The 15305-nt window shown below is 64.5% G+C and carries 17 protein-coding genes and 1 pseudogene; 10 read left to right on the forward strand and 8 right to left on the reverse strand.

The features are described 5' to 3' along the window. The first annotated feature begins 10 nt into the window (after positions 1-10). Together IPM16_13525 and IPM16_13530 are read left to right on the forward strand one after the other, a co-directional pair. Positions 11-1315, forward strand: coding sequence for a tetratricopeptide repeat protein (locus IPM16_13525; protein MBK9124120.1), 1305 nt, complete (start codon positions 11-13; stop codon positions 1313-1315). 2 nt (positions 1316-1317) lie between these two features. After that, on the forward strand, positions 1318-2643 hold the full coding sequence (locus tag IPM16_13530) for a tetratricopeptide repeat protein (GenBank protein MBK9124121.1): 1326 nt from the start codon (positions 1318-1320) through the stop codon (positions 2641-2643). Between the two features lie 267 nt (positions 2644-2910). On the opposite strand, the gene IPM16_13535 is transcribed toward IPM16_13530, so the two are convergent. After that, the gene (locus IPM16_13535) at positions 2911-3822 is read right to left on the reverse strand and encodes a GNAT family N-acetyltransferase (GenBank protein ID MBK9124122.1); all 912 of its coding nucleotides are present in this window, start codon (positions 3820-3822) and stop codon (positions 2911-2913) included. Between the two features lie 62 nt (positions 3823-3884). Then, on the reverse strand, positions 3885-5138 hold the full coding sequence (locus IPM16_13540) for a hypothetical protein (protein ID MBK9124123.1): 1254 nt from the start codon (positions 5136-5138) through the stop codon (positions 3885-3887). Positions 5139-5351: 213 nt separating this feature from the next. Between IPM16_13540 and IPM16_13545 the strand changes: the two genes are divergently transcribed. The 7 genes and pseudogenes from IPM16_13545 to IPM16_13575 all read left to right on the forward strand — a co-directional run bounded on the left by IPM16_13545 (position 5352) and on the right by IPM16_13575 (position 10603). After that, positions 5352-6479: a hypothetical protein gene (locus tag IPM16_13545; GenBank protein MBK9124124.1), complete on the forward strand. Its 1128-nt coding sequence runs from the start codon at positions 5352-5354 to the stop codon at positions 6477-6479. 7 nt (positions 6480-6486) lie between these two features. Then, a complete protein-coding gene (locus IPM16_13550) occupies positions 6487-6828 on the forward strand; it encodes a hypothetical protein (GenBank protein MBK9124125.1) in 342 nt (113 codons plus the stop codon). Then, positions 6828-7484, forward strand: a complete 657-nt coding sequence (locus IPM16_13555; protein MBK9124126.1) for a YfcE family phosphodiesterase — start codon at positions 6828-6830, stop codon at positions 7482-7484. The genes IPM16_13550 and IPM16_13555 overlap by 1 nt, the downstream gene beginning before the upstream one ends. 140 nt (positions 7485-7624) lie before the next feature. Further along, entirely contained in the window at positions 7625-9496 is a 1872-nt protein-coding gene (locus tag IPM16_13560) for a WD40 repeat domain-containing protein (GenBank protein MBK9124127.1), read from the forward strand. A gap of 123 nt (positions 9497-9619) precedes the next feature. Then, positions 9620-10051: a nuclear transport factor 2 family protein gene (locus IPM16_13565; GenBank protein ID MBK9124128.1), complete on the forward strand. Its 432-nt coding sequence runs from the start codon at positions 9620-9622 to the stop codon at positions 10049-10051. A 21-nt stretch (positions 10052-10072) separates the two neighbouring features. Continuing rightward, positions 10073-10288 (forward strand): annotated as a pseudogene (locus IPM16_13570) (DUF2249 domain-containing protein). A gap of 75 nt (positions 10289-10363) precedes the next feature. Further along, a complete protein-coding gene (locus IPM16_13575) occupies positions 10364-10603 on the forward strand; it encodes a DUF2249 domain-containing protein (protein MBK9124129.1) in 240 nt (79 codons plus the stop codon). A gap of 293 nt (positions 10604-10896) precedes the next feature. Here IPM16_13575 and IPM16_13580 read toward each other — a convergent pair whose 3' ends face one another. After that, a complete protein-coding gene (locus IPM16_13580) occupies positions 10897-11472 on the reverse strand; it encodes a xanthine phosphoribosyltransferase (GenBank protein ID MBK9124130.1) in 576 nt (191 codons plus the stop codon). Beyond that, entirely contained in the window at positions 11459-11809 is a 351-nt protein-coding gene (locus tag IPM16_13585; GenBank protein ID MBK9124131.1) for an EthD family reductase, read from the reverse strand. The genes IPM16_13580 and IPM16_13585 overlap by 14 nt, the downstream gene beginning before the upstream one ends. Positions 11810-12031: 222 nt before the next feature. Between IPM16_13585 and IPM16_13590 the strand changes: the two genes are divergently transcribed. Next, on the forward strand, positions 12032-12745 hold the full coding sequence (locus IPM16_13590) for an SIMPL domain-containing protein (GenBank protein ID MBK9124132.1): 714 nt from the start codon (positions 12032-12034) through the stop codon (positions 12743-12745). A 206-nt stretch (positions 12746-12951) separates the two neighbouring features. On the opposite strand, the gene IPM16_13595 is transcribed toward IPM16_13590, so the two are convergent. From IPM16_13595 to IPM16_13610, 4 genes are all read right to left on the reverse strand, one after another. Beyond that, positions 12952-13665, reverse strand: a complete 714-nt coding sequence (locus IPM16_13595; GenBank protein ID MBK9124133.1) for an SDR family oxidoreductase — start codon at positions 13663-13665, stop codon at positions 12952-12954. A 10-nt stretch (positions 13666-13675) separates the two neighbouring features. After that, positions 13676-14464, reverse strand: coding sequence for an SDR family oxidoreductase (locus IPM16_13600; protein ID MBK9124134.1), 789 nt, complete (start codon positions 14462-14464; stop codon positions 13676-13678). A 90-nt stretch (positions 14465-14554) separates the two neighbouring features. Continuing rightward, positions 14555-15082, reverse strand: coding sequence for a PIN domain-containing protein (locus IPM16_13605; GenBank protein MBK9124135.1), 528 nt, complete (start codon positions 15080-15082; stop codon positions 14555-14557). Beyond that, positions 15079-15294: a hypothetical protein gene (locus tag IPM16_13610; protein MBK9124136.1), complete on the reverse strand. Its 216-nt coding sequence runs from the start codon at positions 15292-15294 to the stop codon at positions 15079-15081. The genes IPM16_13605 and IPM16_13610 overlap by 4 nt, the downstream gene beginning before the upstream one ends. Positions 15295-15305: the final 11 nt, after the last annotated feature.

The following is a 15305-nucleotide window of genomic DNA, read 5'->3' on the forward strand; positions in this document are numbered from 1 at the left end:
ATAACCGCTGATGCAAATTCACCGTGACTACTCCCAGCCGTTCTTCGGCACACGCCGGCGCCGCCGGGGTGCTGGACGGCGCTGGTTTATCGTGTTGCTGGCGCTCATTGTCGTGCTTGGATTCGCCGCGTACAGCCAGCGTGACGCGCTGCAGATGGCCGTGCTATCGGCAATGAACATGGCCCCGACGCCGACCCCCGGCCCTGCCGAGATTGTGGCGCAGGCGCGGGCCATGCGCGGGCAGGGCGACCTCACGCGTGCGGCGGCTTTGTACGAGCAGGCGCTGGCGGCCCGCCCCGACGACATCGACTGGCTGTATGAATACGGCCTGCTTCTGATGGACCTCGAAAACTACACGGCGGCTGTCGACCTCGGCCAACAAGCCATCGACATCGACTCGTTCGATCCCCGTGGTTATGCGCTCAAGGCGCGCGGGTACGTCTGGCAAGGTGACGGCTCGGCGGCCATCCCGATCGCGCTCAGCGGCCTCAACGTCGACGGACGTTTCGCGCCGCTGCATGCCATGCTCGGGCGCGCCTACACGCTGAGCGGCAACCTGCGCGCCGGCATCGACAGCGCCGAAGAAGGTGTCGCCATCGACCCCGGCGACGCCGAAGCCCGCCGCGCGCTGGCCTTCGCGCTCAATTACGCCGCTGCATACGACGCCGCGACCGAGGAGCTCGAAACTGCGCTTTCGCTGGAACCCGGCAACGTCAGCATCGCGATGGAGCTGGCATTCCAGTATCTCGCCCTCAACCGTGACGAGGACGCCATCGACCTGTACAACACCGTGCTAAAGCTGCAGCCCCGCAACAGCCGCGCCATGCTGCGCCTGTGTCGCGCCTATCGCAAGGTCGGGCAGTTCGACGAGGCGCTCACCCAATGCGAGAACGCCGTACGCGCCGACCCGTCCTATGTCGCGGCGCAGTTTCAGCTCGGCCTGCTGCGCTACAGCGAGCCGTACCGCGAATTCACCACCGCCGCCGAGAACTTCTCGACGTGTGTGTCGCTCGACCCGTCCAACGTCGAGTGCCTGTTCCGCTGGGGCCTGACCGATTACTACCGCTACCTCGCCACCAACGACACCGCGCTGTGCGGCTCGGCATGGGACAAGCTCAATCAGTCGCTGCAAATGGCGGACGGGCGGCCCAACTTGGAGCAGACGATCACCGACATTCAGCTTGGCATGGAGCACGTCGCGCGCGACTGCCCCGGCAACCTCGCCGCGCAGATGCCGCTCAACCTCACGCCGGTGCTGCTGGTGACCCCGACGGTCGACCCGCTGCTGGCCGCGACGCCTGAGCCGGGAGCGTGAGCATGTATCTGAAGCCCCGCCGTCGCACCGCCCGCCGTCGTGGCTTCTCGATCCGCCGCGTGTTCGTGCTGATCGTGGTGCCGCTGCTCATCGTCGGGCTAATCGCCGTATATGAGAACCGCGACGCCATCCGGCCGATCGTCGCGCGCGTATTCAACGATGTCGCGCAGCAAGCCGCCGATACCGTCGCGACGATTGGTGCGCCGACCCCGACGCCAACGCCCGACCCAACCGACAACCGACGTCTCGCCGAAGCGGCGTGGTCGAACGGCCAGTTTCAGGAGGCGGTGCGGCTTTACGCGTCGATCCTGCCCGCCCTGCCCAACGACGTGACCGCGCATTACTACTACACGCTCGGACTCATCATGCAGGGGCAGATCGACGATGCCGTCGAGGCCGCCGAGAACACCGTCACGGCCAACCCGTTCAGCTCGGACGCATGGGCGATACGCGCGCTGGCGCTCAACCGCTCTGGCGACCTGCGCGCGTCGATCGTCAGCGCCCTGCGCGCGATCGAACTCAAGCCGGACAGCGCCCGTGCCCGTGCCTACTTGGCAGAATCGTACGCCGACCTCGGCCAGTTCACCCGCGCCCAGCAGGAGATCGAGCGTGCGCTGGAGGCCAACCCGGAAAGCTACGAGGCGCATTACGTCTCCGGCCTGTACCAGTGGGAGGTCAACTTCGACTTCATCACGGCGCGCAACGAGCTGCAGGACGCCTACGACCTCTCCAATGGCGCGGCCCATGTCGGCCTCAACCTTGCTCGTCTGATCCTATTCACGCCCGGCCAAAGCGACTCCGAGACTCAGGCCGCGCTGGCCCTGCTGCAAGACATCCTCGACCGCAACCCGGACAGCGCGCCGATCCTCTACCAGATGGGGACGTATTCGTGGCGTACCCTCGGCGACAGCGATGCCGGCGAAGCGTATCTGCGGCGGTGCGTGTCGGCTGTGCCGGAGGACATCTTCTGCAACTACGAGCTTGGGCGCGCGCTCAACAACCTCGGCAAAACCGACGAGGCGCGGCAGGCGTTCGAGCGCGCCATCGAGGCTGGCAGCACGAACCCGTATCACTACTGGTGGGCCGGCACGACCCAGCTTTCCGGCTTGGGCAACTGCGGCTCGGCGCTGCGCTACTTCCAGCCCGGTTATCAGATCCTGCAAGCCGAGTTGGCCGCTGGATCGACCACCTACAACTCGATCGAGAATCTCGAAGTCTTGGTGTCGGACTACGAAACGGCGATGGCCCCGTGTGTCGGCGGGTCGTTCGGCGCGACGCCCACCCCCGATCCGAACGCGACCGCGACGCCCGAGCCGGCCGACGCGTAGACGCGCCAGATAGTTTGGAAGTGCACGGCCGAAAGCAGACACAGAGCACACAGAGAAAAATGGAGCCTTCTGCGTGCTCCTCTTTCTCTGTGTCCTCTGCGACCTTTGTGGTTCAATCTTTCAGGCGGCCACGGCGGCGCCGTGGCCCTACGCACATAACCGGACGCGACAGCGGGCGACCCGCCGGGTCGCCCCTACAGACCCTCTCTGTGTCCTCTGTGACCTTTGTGGTTCAGTCTCTTTAGGCGGACACGGCACGCCTTGCACCTACGCCGGGAGCGTCCATGTGGTGTAGTCGGCGACGCGCACAAACCCGACCGAGGCATACGCCGCCGTCGATGCCGGGTTGTCGAGCTCGTGTTTGACGCATGCGCGGGTCATCCCGGCAGTTCGCATGAGCTCCAGCGTGTCGTACATCAGCGCCTTGACGAGGCCGCGACGCTGATACGCCTCGGCACAGCCGACCGGCTCGAACAGGCCGATCTTGCTGATCGAGTCGAGCCAGTAGACGAGAAACGCCGCGAACGTCCCGTCCGGCGCGACGACGACGCGCTCGTGATCTATAACGAACCCCGGCGTCTCCATCACAAGGCGGTATTTCTCCGGTGTCCAATTGGACCCGAAGGCCGCGGAATGCACAGCCGCCAGCAGTCCCGCCTCGTGGACGCCCGCCGCGCTGCGGATCGAGAAGCCGTCCGGCAAGGCGGGCGCCGGGTTAGGAGCGGCGAGATCGCGCATCGTAACCGCCATCCGCGGCGCGGGATCGGGCACGAAGCCGAATTCGGCGAGCAGCGCGCCTCTGTACACATCGCCGCTGAACAGGTCGATCACGGCGGGCGCAGTTTTTCCCAACGACTGCATCAAGCGGTCGCGCGCGGCGACAGCCACCCGCAGCAGCGCGCGCTCGTCATCGCCGCCGCGCAGCGCCGGATGCATCAGCATCTCGATTTCGCCCTTGTGCGGGTAGAACTGGATCAGGCCGACGACCTCGCTACCGCGTGTCGCGACGAGCAGATAGGGCCCCGGGTCTGCTCCGCGCAGGGCGTTGCTTAAGTGATGCGCGATGTCGCCCGGATGGGCGGTATCGCCGACGGGATACGCGGCGTTGCACCGCCCGACAAAGTCCAGCATAACGGGCAGATCGGCGTGCGTGTACGGTCGAATGTCCATATCGGGCATGGGGGATCGCTTTCTGTGCTGACCGGACACGGCGCCCGGCCAGCATCATGTTCACTCGGGCGCTACTCGCCCGCGGATACCGCAAACCACGCGGTATCGCGGCGGTACACCATATCGATCATCACCTGCATGCCAAGGTGCGACCGGGGCAGCCGGCCTTCGACCTCGGCGTTGGGCGGCGTCGGCGTGTCGATGCGCACGACCACCACGTGTCGGTTGACCGACGGCACGGACACGACCTCGGCCGGCAACAGCTCGCCGCGGTCGAGCATGATGTCGGCATAGGTGCCATCCCGCATCACCAGCGACCGCATGGAATTTAGCCGCGCATCGATTGACGCCGCTGCGGTCAGCGCCGCATCCTCGTCGGTGTAGACGAACAGCGCCAAGCCAGATTCCGTCTCGCCGTCGGCGGCGGCCACGATCGCCGCCAGCTCGAACGGACCGACCGGGTTTTCGGCCAGCGTTTGGTTGATCGCCTCGACAATCGCCTCGGGACTGTCAGCGCGAATGATGGTTGCCGGGTCGAAGGCGGTGCCGGCCAGCGGGCTGAGGAAGACCGCGCCCGGCACGTACGGGAATGCTGACAGCACCGAGTCGATCGCTTGGAATGGTTCGAGGTCGGCGGCGGACGGCCGCACGCCGTTCAGCGCATCGACCGAGGCCTGAAAGGCGTCCAGATTTGGAGAGGTGACGATGGACGACTCGGACGCCAACACCGGGAAGCGCCGGCCGAGGTCGCCGCCGAACGGATTGAGCGGATCGCGCATCGACAAGTCCATCTGCGGGCCGGTGTCACAACCCTCGGTGCTGCAAATCAGCAAGCCGGCATCGGTCTCCGACTCCAACTCAAACCCGAAGTCTTTCAACTTTTCAGCCATCACAACTGGCTCGAACGCGCCGAAATAGGCCATCACCTGCGCGGGCGGCTGGCTGAACTCGATGGCCTGCGCGATCTGAAAGAAGTCGAGGCCAACGGCTTCCGGCATGTCGCCGAGCGTGAAGAAGCTCTGAATCAGCGTCGCCGGCCCCGACGGAGCGAAAGACCACGGCACGACACTTGCCGCCGGCAGATCCAAGTCGTAGGCGGTTCGGAATGCAGCGTGCGTCGGGAACACGACGCCGGTGCGGGACATCAGCGCGTCGGTGTAGTTGGCGTATGACGCGATCAGCTCAAAGCCCAGTATCTCGGGCGTGACCGGTACGGCGCTCAGCGCGCGCAGCAGCGGAGACGGCTCGCTCTCGCCGGCATCTTGCGCGGCAGCGGGGGTTAACATGACGAGAATCACAACCAGCACAAGCAGAACACGCTTCATTTAGGCCTCCCTGAAAGGTACATACGAGTTCACACTACCGCGATTCTCCCAACCCCGCAATGCGTCATGCGCACAGTGACAGGCGGGAATGCGTTGATTCGCGTATGAACATCGTCATGCTGCGGACAGGCACGGCGCTTGATTCCCGGTATGCTGAAGTGGACACCATCGACCCATCAATATCGAGCCCGGCCTAACGAGGAGGTTCACCCTATGATCGCACTCGCTCTAACCTTGCTACTGCTCATGGCGGCATCGTCAACTTTCGCACAGCCCGCGCCGGTCGAATGCCCACTTCCGCCGTATCAACTGCCGCTGATGGCGCCGGAGCGCGCATTCATCGACGAAAACGGCGATGTCGTCGTCAACGGCATCGAAACGGCGTTCGACCTGCTCGATAATCTGAATGCCGACCGTGTGCTGTGGTCGGGTGACGGCGAGGCGCTGTTGATCGAAGCGCGCGACGGCTTCACGGCTAGCGTGTTCACGGTCCGCGATGGCGAACTCGTGCAGGTCCTCGACAATGCTGCGTTGATGGATTTGCGCAGCGAGGATTTCCGCGACGCCGTGACCCTGTTTCGTCCCCAGTTTGTTCCCGGTACACACACGGTGCTGTTTCACACGCAGCTGCTGACTGACGCGGAAGGCATCTACTTCGAGCTGCCGTCCGATCTGTGGTCGCTCGATCTCGACACTGGCGCACTGACTGAACTGCTCCCCTACGGCGGGGCCGGCCAGCTCAGTATCTCGCCCGACGGTCAGCATCTAGTGATCGTCGGCTTCGACAGGATCTGGACGGTCGACGTGGCGATGACCAACCCGCGCGAACTTTTCGCCGGCACGACGTGGATCGGCGTCGGTCACGGCGTGATCGAGCCCCCGATCGTGTGGGACTACGAGGCCGAGGTTCCGACCTTCCGCACGATGTTGTTCCCGGACTTCGACTCGAACCTCGCCCAGTTCAACGCGCCGTTCCGCGTGTTCGAGTTCACGCTCGGTGACGAGCCGTCCAGCACGCTGCTGTTCAGCGGCGAAACCGAGTTCCTGCTCAACACCGCGCTGTCTCCCGATGGATACCGCGTCGTGGAGTGGCGCTGGGACGACCCCGGTAACCCGAAGCAGATCGAGCTGTGGGTGACGTCTTACGGCGACCCCGAAACCGAGGCGGGCACCGCGCCCAAGCTGCTACACGCTTTTGAGGTGCCGCAGGGACTCGGTCCGCTGGTCGAGTGGGCGGACGAGGTGCACATCCGTTTCGGCAACTACATCCCCGGCGGGCGCGTCGTCTCGATGATCGACCTATGCGGCGAGATCGTGCCGCTCGGCGAGCAGCAGAACTAGCACTCGCATGCTGATGTGGATCGCGCTCGCCGCCGTCTCGCTCGCGGGGTGGTTCGCCGCCCCGCTTCCGATGGGCTGCGAGCGCGTGCTGTCGGTTGCGTGGAGCCGCTGGCCTGAGCCGGACACCTACGAGGTGTGGGTATTGTCTTCCGACCTCCGCCCGCGCCTGCTGGCCGGCGTGCCGATCTCGCCTGCGCTAGACCGGCCCGAACTGGCATGGGAGAACGCAGGCCACGTACGCGTCACGATCACGGCCAACGGCGGCGGCGCGTTGTCGCGCCGCGTGTGGCGCATCGACACGTGTGGCAACGCCGCACTCGTGCTGTCGGAAGTCCGGATGCGCCCGTAATGCCTGTGACCCTCGGGGTCCTCAGCGACACGCACTGGCCGACGCGCGTCCCGTCCGTCCAGTACGAGGCGATCGAAGCGGCGTTTGCAGGCGTCTCGCTGATTTTGCACGCCGGCGACATCGAGACGCCCGACGTGCTCGATCGCCTGCGGCAGATCGCGCCGGTCGAGGCAGTCGGCGGCGACGACGACCAATTCGACCTGCCGCGCCACCGGGTAATCGAGATTGGGGGCAAGCGAATCGGCCTGACGCACGGCCAGCGTCCGTTCCTGATCGAACGGCGCGACCGCGTGCAGCGGCTGTTCGGCATCCAGACCGACCCGTGGAACGGCATGTTTGCGGACTTGCTGCGCTGGTTCGCCGGCGAAGCCGTGGACGCGATCGTGTTCGGCCACTGGCACCGCACGTACAGCGGCGTGCACGACGGCGTGCTGCTGTTCAACCCCGGCGCGGTGTATGCCCCGACACCCACCATGCTGCGGTGGCAGATGACCACGCCTCAGCCGCTGATCCGCCGCCTCGCGCTGCCGGTATGGCTGCGCCGGTCGGAAGCGACCCCGCCGGAGAAACGCCCCGTGCCCACCGTCGGCCTCCTGACGATCACGGACGCCAGCGACTTCGAGACGCGCTGGGTCGAGCTTCCGCGTGTGATGTGAAGCGACGGCGGCACGCTGCGACGTGTCGGATTCGATTTGCAGTCGCCCGCCTGAACCTGATGTACGAACAAATAACCACAGCGCAGCAGCCCACCCGTGAGTTCAACCTGCGCTAGAATACGCCCAAGAGACATCACATCATGAGACTTCGGGAGATGACGATGCGCTGGCGGATCGCAATACTCGGGCTGCTGCTCACGACCGGGCTGGCATTGGCGCAAGGCGACTCGCCGCCGATCACGCCGCAGACGGCGGGCAGCGTTCAGCCGCTGGCGATGCTCGGCAACGGCGAGGCCAACGACCTCGCGCTCAGTCCGAATGGCAAACTGCTGGCGGTCGCCACATCGGTCGGCGTGCTGTACACCGAGACGCGCGCGCCCGAAGCGACGCAGCGCCTTGAAGGCGCGCCGTTCTACGCCATGCGAATCGCCATGAGTCCGGACGGCGCGCAGATCGCCGCAGGCGCGACCGACTTCGCGCTGCGCATCTGGGACTTGCCCTCCGGCAAGCTGGTCGCAGAGCGATACGATCACGGCGGAACGGTCAACGCGCTGTCCTACAGCCTTGACGGGCAGTGGCTGGCGACCGCCGGCGGCGAAGCCGGGGTCATCGTGTGGAGCGTCGAGTCGCTTGAGCCGGTGCGCACGATTCGCGCCAGCGGCGAAGCCATCCGCGCGTTGGCTTACAGCCCCGATGGACGACTCATCGCCACCGCCGGCAACCTGCCTGCGATCACCGTGTGGGACGCCGAGACGGGCGAGGTCGTGCGCGAATTCCGGCCTGCGCAAGGTGCGGTCGACACGCTCGCGTTCCTGCCCAACGGTCTGCTGGTCAGCGGCGGCGAGTTCGGCGCGGTGCAAGTGTGGAACGTCGAGACAGGCGAACAGGCGGGCGGCTATCAGAACGACGATCGGCCGATCTGGGACATGGCCGTGCGCGACGACGGCCTGCTGGTGACCGTCGGCGGCGATGAGCTCCTTCGCGTGCACGTCCCGTTAAGCGGCGAACTACAGAGCGAGATCGTTAACATGCCGCGTCATCCGCTGCGCGCCGTCGCTGTGTCCGGTACGCTGTACGCCACCGCCAGCGCGCAAGACGTCAGCTTATGGGACAGCTCGGCCGGTACACGCGTCGGGCGGATTCGCATGCCCGACAAGACCGAGGCCGCGGTCTTCAGCCCGGACGGCGCGACCCTCGCGGTCGGCTGCACCGACGGCGTGATCGAGTTCTGGGATGTCGCCGCGCGCACATTGCGCTCGACGGTCGATCTGGAGCGCGGCAGTGTCATGTTCGTGTTGTACCGGAGTGAGGACGAGGTCGTCGCCGCGGCTGAGGACGGAACGCTGGTGGTGGTCAACCCGCTTACCGGCGATCGGCGTGACATTCCCGCCCACGAGGCACGTGTCTCCGGTCTAGGCAGCCTAGACGGCGATCGCGACATTGTCGTTTCGACGGCCATCGACGGCACGCTGCGCTTTACCGACGTCGCCGGGGGCATGAGCGTCGAGCGCGAACGCCGCGACACAATCGCCTTTACGGCAATGGCAATAACCGGCGCGCCGGGCGTCGTGGCACTGGGGACAAACGACGGGTATGTGACCGTGGCGCGTATCGCCGAACGCCGCCTGCGCCCTGATCCAGACCGCTTCCTGCTGGGCGGTGAGGCGGTGGCGCTGGCATTGGCCATTTCACCGGACGGGCGCGCTTTGGCCATCGGATCGAACGACAGCGCCCTGCGCGTATTCAGCGTAGCGAACCTGCAAAGCCCGCCGCGCGTGCTTACGTCGTTCTTCGGGCCGATCACCGGGATCGCATTCTCGCCGGACGGCGGGCTGATGGCTGTGACCAGTCAGGACAACCTCGTGCGCTTGATCCCAGCGGACGGCAGCGTTGTGTTGTTTGAGGGCACGGCACATGTCGCTCCGACGCTGCGGCCGACCTTCAGCCCGGATGCCCGTCTGCTGGCGACCACCGGCGAGGATGGGGTCACGTGGTTGTGGGGAGCGCCGTAGCGGAAGGTGACGTTTCGGCCTAAATCGACCTCTCGATGTGACTTGCGTCACGTCATGGATTCGTCCTGTGCTGCATTCTAGAGTCCGGGGATACGTCTCGACCGATCGAGACGGTGTCCTCCTTTGCTGGTCGACAAATCCGGATGTGTGAAGCTGAACGGGTATCGCATGGACTCACTGGCGCTCGAACACTTCAGCCACTGGATGGAATCGTACGGCAGAGCCAGCGAGCAAAACGATCCGTCTGCCTCGGCAGATCTCTTTACTCGGGATGCCCGTTATTTCGAGAGTCCGTTCGATGACCCGATTGTAGGGCGAGAGGCCATCTATACGTATTGGCTTCGGGGTGCGCGGTCTTTGAAGGACAAAGAGACGGCGTTCGAGATTCTGGCGGTCACAGGCATGCTGGGGATTGCGCGCTGGACGGCGAAGTTCACCATCATCGAATCGAACAAACGCATCGCGCTGGACTGTCTGTTCGCTGTCGAATTCAGCGAGAACGGGCTGTGCCAGACGTTTCGTGAATGGTGGCATGCTGCGCCGGCTTCTGTCTAGTTCAACTCAGGAACACGCCAAATGAACACACTCGATGTTCGAGACCTTACATGTAGTCAACGCCACACTCTGATCTTCACCACGTTTGAGAGATTGGCCGCTGGTGAAGGATTCGAGTTCGTCAACGACCACAGACCCACACCGCTGTACAGGCAGTTCTGCCAACGGTATCCCGATCAGTTCAGTTGGGAATACCGTGAGGAAGGGCCGGACGTATGGCGTATGGTGATTCGGCGCATCGCACAAGGGGATTCGACTCGTTTCGAGCCGGATGCCAGTCTTCGTATTCTTGCCAGCACAGAAGGAAACGACATGAAAGTTGTTGATGTACGCGAAATCATCCCGCGTGAACGTCACCCGCTTATCTTCCAGACACTCGACTCGTTGGCACCTGACGAGCAACTCGAACTGGTTAACGACCACGATCCCAAGCCGCTGTACTACCAGCTCATGCACGAGCGCACCGGCCAGTTTACGTGGGCGTACCTCGAAGAAGGGCCGATGGTTTGGCGCGTCGCCATTGGGCGGCAAACGACGCCAGAGAACGGCTGAAGTCAGCGCGCGTGATACACAACCAGTCCCTGGCAGAAGCTGGGAATATGCGCGATGAAGTAGGGACAGTGCGCTGACCGGCGTAGGTCGAGGCTTGAGCGAAGGTCGACCCGCCGGGTCGCCCCTTCAACGCCTGTGCGGGGTCTCTCGGCCACGGCACTGCCGTGTCCCTACCAGAATCCGGAAATCCCGCGAAGTGGTAAGTACAGCGCGTGCGCTGTCTGACGCGATATGAGGTCGGTTACGCGCCGGCCTATCCCTCAGCACTCAGCGCTTTCCACTCATCACTGCCTCTAGGCCATGACGATCTTGCCGTCGTCCATGCTGGTGATCGTGATGAGCGAATAGATCGGAATGTCGAACCCCTGCTGCTGCATGTACGCGCGGCCGGACTCGAACGATTTCTCGACCACTACACCCGCACCGACCAGATTGGCGTGCGCGCTGCGTACCATGCGCGCCAGCGCCGCGAGGGTCTTCCCGCTGGCGAGGAAGTCGTCGATGATCAGCACGTTCTCGTCTGCGTGCAGGAACTCGGCGGCGACCAGCAGGTTGACCTGCGCGCCTTTGGTGTGGCTGGGGGCCGTTTCAAGGTAGACCGGGCCGGCCATTGTGATCGGCTTGAGCTTGCGCGCGTACACGACCGGCACGTCCAGCGCATAGCCGGCCGTCAATGCCGGGCAAATGCCGCTGATCTCGGCGGTCAGGATGCGGTGGATGGTCACGCCGTGGAACATCGCGGCCAGCGCCTCGCCCATCGCGAACATCAGCTTGGGATCGATCTGGTGGTTGAGGATGCTGTCGATTTTGAGGATGCCGCTGCCGAGATTCTGGCCCTCCGCGGCGATTCGGTCTTTAAGCGCCTGCATGTCCGGATGTCTCTCCTGTGGGGGTCGCGCCCCCTGCTTCCTCGTAAACGTCCGCGAACATCACGTCAAAGCTGCCAGCAGGCAGCGACGTCAGCTCGCGTCCGGCCTCTTGCCCGCGCGGCGAACGCAGCGACTCGTTCATGCGGGCCTGATCCTCGAAATACACCTCCAACAGCCGGTAGAACGGCGACGGCCCGGTGGGGCTGCCGACGACGGAGTTGACCTGACGGCGTGTCACGTCGGGCATACGCTCGATCAGGGCCAGCAGGTTGTTGTAGGTGTCTTCGAATCGCGCGAGGTCGGTCGGCTGACGGAACAGGATGATCAGTTTCATCATCGGCGCGGAACCTTGACGCAGTGCGGGCAGATTGGCGTGATTATAGGCCATCGTCCCCAAGTTCTCATCCCCAAACCGCGTTTTCCACCGGCTGATCGGCGGACTGCCGGCGTGTAGCCCGCGACGACACGACGGTGGAACTTTTTTGACACGACTGTCGTCTATGCTATGTACGAAGGCGCAGGTTCTTGCGCCCGTTACCCATTTGGAGGAGATACTGCTATGCAGCGTCACATCAAGTCGATTGCGTTGTTCGGGTTGCTGATCGCGCTGGTCAGTGCATTTGTCGCGCCGGTCGCGGCGCAGGATATGCCCGCCAACACGATCACGGTCTTCGGTTCGGCCGAGGCCGCCGGCACGCCCGATCAGGCCACGCTGGAACTCGGCGTGGACACCTTTACCACCTCGGTCAGCGAAGCCTTCGACGCCTCGAACGAGACCGTCCGCACCATCGTTGCGGAGATCGTCGCACTCGGCGTCGCCGAAGAGGACATCCAGACCGCCAACCTAAGCGTCTACTCTACGACCCGCTATACACCCGAAACCGGCGATCAGCAGGGCTATCAGGTGAGCAACACCGTGCGCGTGCTGGTCCGCAACGTCGATCTGGTCGACGACATCATCAACACCGGCATCGAAAACGGCGCGACCAGCCTGTACGGCCTGTACTTCAGCGTCAGCGATCCGGCCCCGCTCGAGACGATCGCCCGTGAAGGTGCCGTCGCTCAGGCCCGCGCCCGCGCCGAAGCACTCGCCAGCTTGCTCGGCGTGCAGCTCGGCGAGGTCGTCTCGGTCCGTGAGGATTTCGGCGGCAGCGTGCCCGTGTTCTACGCGGGCATGGAGCGCGCGCAGGGCGGCGGCGGTGGCGCCTACGTCGCTCCCGGTCAAACCAGCGTCACCGTCAACGTCACTCTGACCTTTGAACTCGTGCGGTAAGCGCGACACACTTCCCACACGACACAGGGCGGCCATTCGGTCGCCCTGTGTGATTCTACGTTGGGGCGCTGCCCCAAGCCCTGCCAGAAGGCTTACGCCCTCTGGACTCCCATTCCGCGAACATGAGGCGCATGCGCCTCATGTTCGCAGCAGCGGGGTCAAGGGGTGCAAACCCCTTGTGGAGGTGCGGAGGCGAAGCCTCTGCTTCACAGCTGCGAGACCGCCGGCGGCAGTGGGGTCCGGCCGGCGGCGCGGGTGAGCGTGTAGCCGCCGTCCAACGTCAGCCGCGCGCCGGTGATGCTGCGCGCAGCGCTCGACAGCAGGAACGCGCACGCCCCGGCGATCTCGTCCGCTTCGATGAGGCGGCCGGTCGGCGTACCAGCGACCAGATGTGCATGGTCGGCCGGATCGTTCGACAGAGCCGCCGCGTCCAATTCGGTCCAGCCCAACTCAATCAGGTTCACGGTGATTCCGTGCGGCCCCAGATCGACGGCGGCCATCTGCGCGGTGGCGCGCAGCGCAGCCAACGACGTGCCCAGCGCCGACAGCTCGGCGAGCGGTAGGTCGGCGGCGACTGATGACAGCAGCACGATTCGCCCGGCCCGCCGGTGCGCAATCATGGACTTGGCGGCGGCCTGCATGATCCACACGGCGCGCTCGTAGTTCAGCCCAATCGCTTCGTCCCAGTCTGCGTCGCTGGTTTCGAGAAACGGCGCGGGGCGAACGGCCTCGGGCGCGACGATCAGCGCATCGAACGGGTCGAGACCGGCAACCGCCGCGCGGATCGCCTCGGGGTCGGCGGCCGGTACGTGCAGCGGATGCACATGCGCGCCGTACGCGTCGAAGTAGGTGGCCAGTTCCTCGGCGAGGGTCGCGCCACCTCCGACAATGACGATGTGTTTGCCGTTCAAGTCGATCATGGCGCGCCTCCTACAACGTGTACTTGCTGATGCCCAACCCGCCGTCCAGCCGCAGATAGGTGCCGGTCACGTAATCGCCGTCGGAACTGGCATAGTAGACGGCCGCGCGGCCCATCTCCTCGATCAGTCCGGCGCGCTTCAGCGGGACCGACTGGCGGGTGGCTTCGATGCCCTCCTCGGTCTGCAGTTCCGGCTGTGGATCGTTCAGTGCCGACTGCACCCAGCCCGGCCCAATGTGATTGACGGTGATGTTGTACGGCGCCAGTTCGAGCGCAAGCGTTCCCACAAACGGGAACATCGCGCGTTTGGTCGCGCCGTAGACCGGCGTGATCGGGAAGTGCATCGACGCCTGCACCGACGACGTGACGATGATGCGCCCGCCGTCCCCTTGCCCGATCATCTGCCGGGCGGCGGCCCGGCACACGTACACGTTGCCCTTGAGGTTGACGTCGACGATCGAGCGCAGGTTTTCCGGCGTGATGTCGAGGAAGTGCTCCCAGCGGATGATCCCGGCGTTGCTGGCGACGATGTCGAGGCGGCCCATTGTGGCCACGGCGTCAGCGAACAGCGCGGCGACTTGCTCCGGCTTCGAGACGTCGGCGGCGTAGGCGGCCGCGCGCACGCCGCGCGCCTGAATGTCCTCCACGGCGCTCGGCAGCCACTCGGAGCGGATGTCGTTCACGATCACGTCGGCACCCTCGTCGGCCAGCGCCCGCGCGATACCGCGGCCGATACTGCGCGGATCGCCCGCGCCGGTCACCAGCGCGACCTTGCCGGTCAGGCGTTTCTCAGTGGACATGGTCGGCCTCCTACACCCAGGTGCTCAATGTCGACTTCGTGCGAGTTGCCAAGCGACTCCTGCGGGCAAATGCAGGGGATGGACCACCGTTTAGGGGGTATCTTCGTCCGAGACTGTTCCGTAGACACCCTGTTCGCCAGAGTTGCCGTTGTCGTCCGCCTCGATTGATGTCTCTGGCTCCAACTCGTCCAGCACCAGAACCTTGATTCCTTCTACGCGCTTGAAACCGTAGTCATTCGTTAAGAAGGCATCGCAACCCGCAGCGATGGCTGTCGCGATATGAATGGCATCGGGTGTCCGAAGCGTGTAGTTGGCACGAAGTTCGGCCGCTAGACGCGCGGTGGCGGCAGTGAGTGGTTCCAGGTGAAAACCATTGCTGTCCAAGAACACGGCCTCATAGCGTTGCGCCAAGTCCTTATCGCCAGCCTTCAACGGCTGGACAAGGACTTCCGCCAAAGTCGTCGTCGCACTGACGCCAGTCATCAGCCCTTTGTCGACGCTGCGCATGATGTACAACATCCGATCGAAATACACCGGATGCTTCTCGATGAAATAAATGAGCGGCGCGGTGTCAAAACCGAGCCGCCGGATACCTCGAAGCGCATCCGGCAGCTTCAAGGACGGTCGTCCCATTCACGACGCAGCTGATCGACGTAATCCTGTGCGTCGATTCCCTTCCAAATATCTGCGCCCAATCCTGCCAGCTCAAGAATGCTGTGCTTCCGGGACTCTTCGCCATGTCGGATTGACTCGCTCAACAGCCGAACCAAGTCACGCTGTTCCTGTAGGCTCAAACCTTTGGCCTGCTGCAAGATGTCTGCAACTGTCATGGCGTTCTACT

Source organism: Candidatus Flexicrinis affinis (genome assembly GCA_016716525.1).
GTDB classification, from domain to species: Bacteria; Chloroflexota; Anaerolineae; order Aggregatilineales; family Phototrophicaceae; genus Flexicrinis; species Flexicrinis affinis.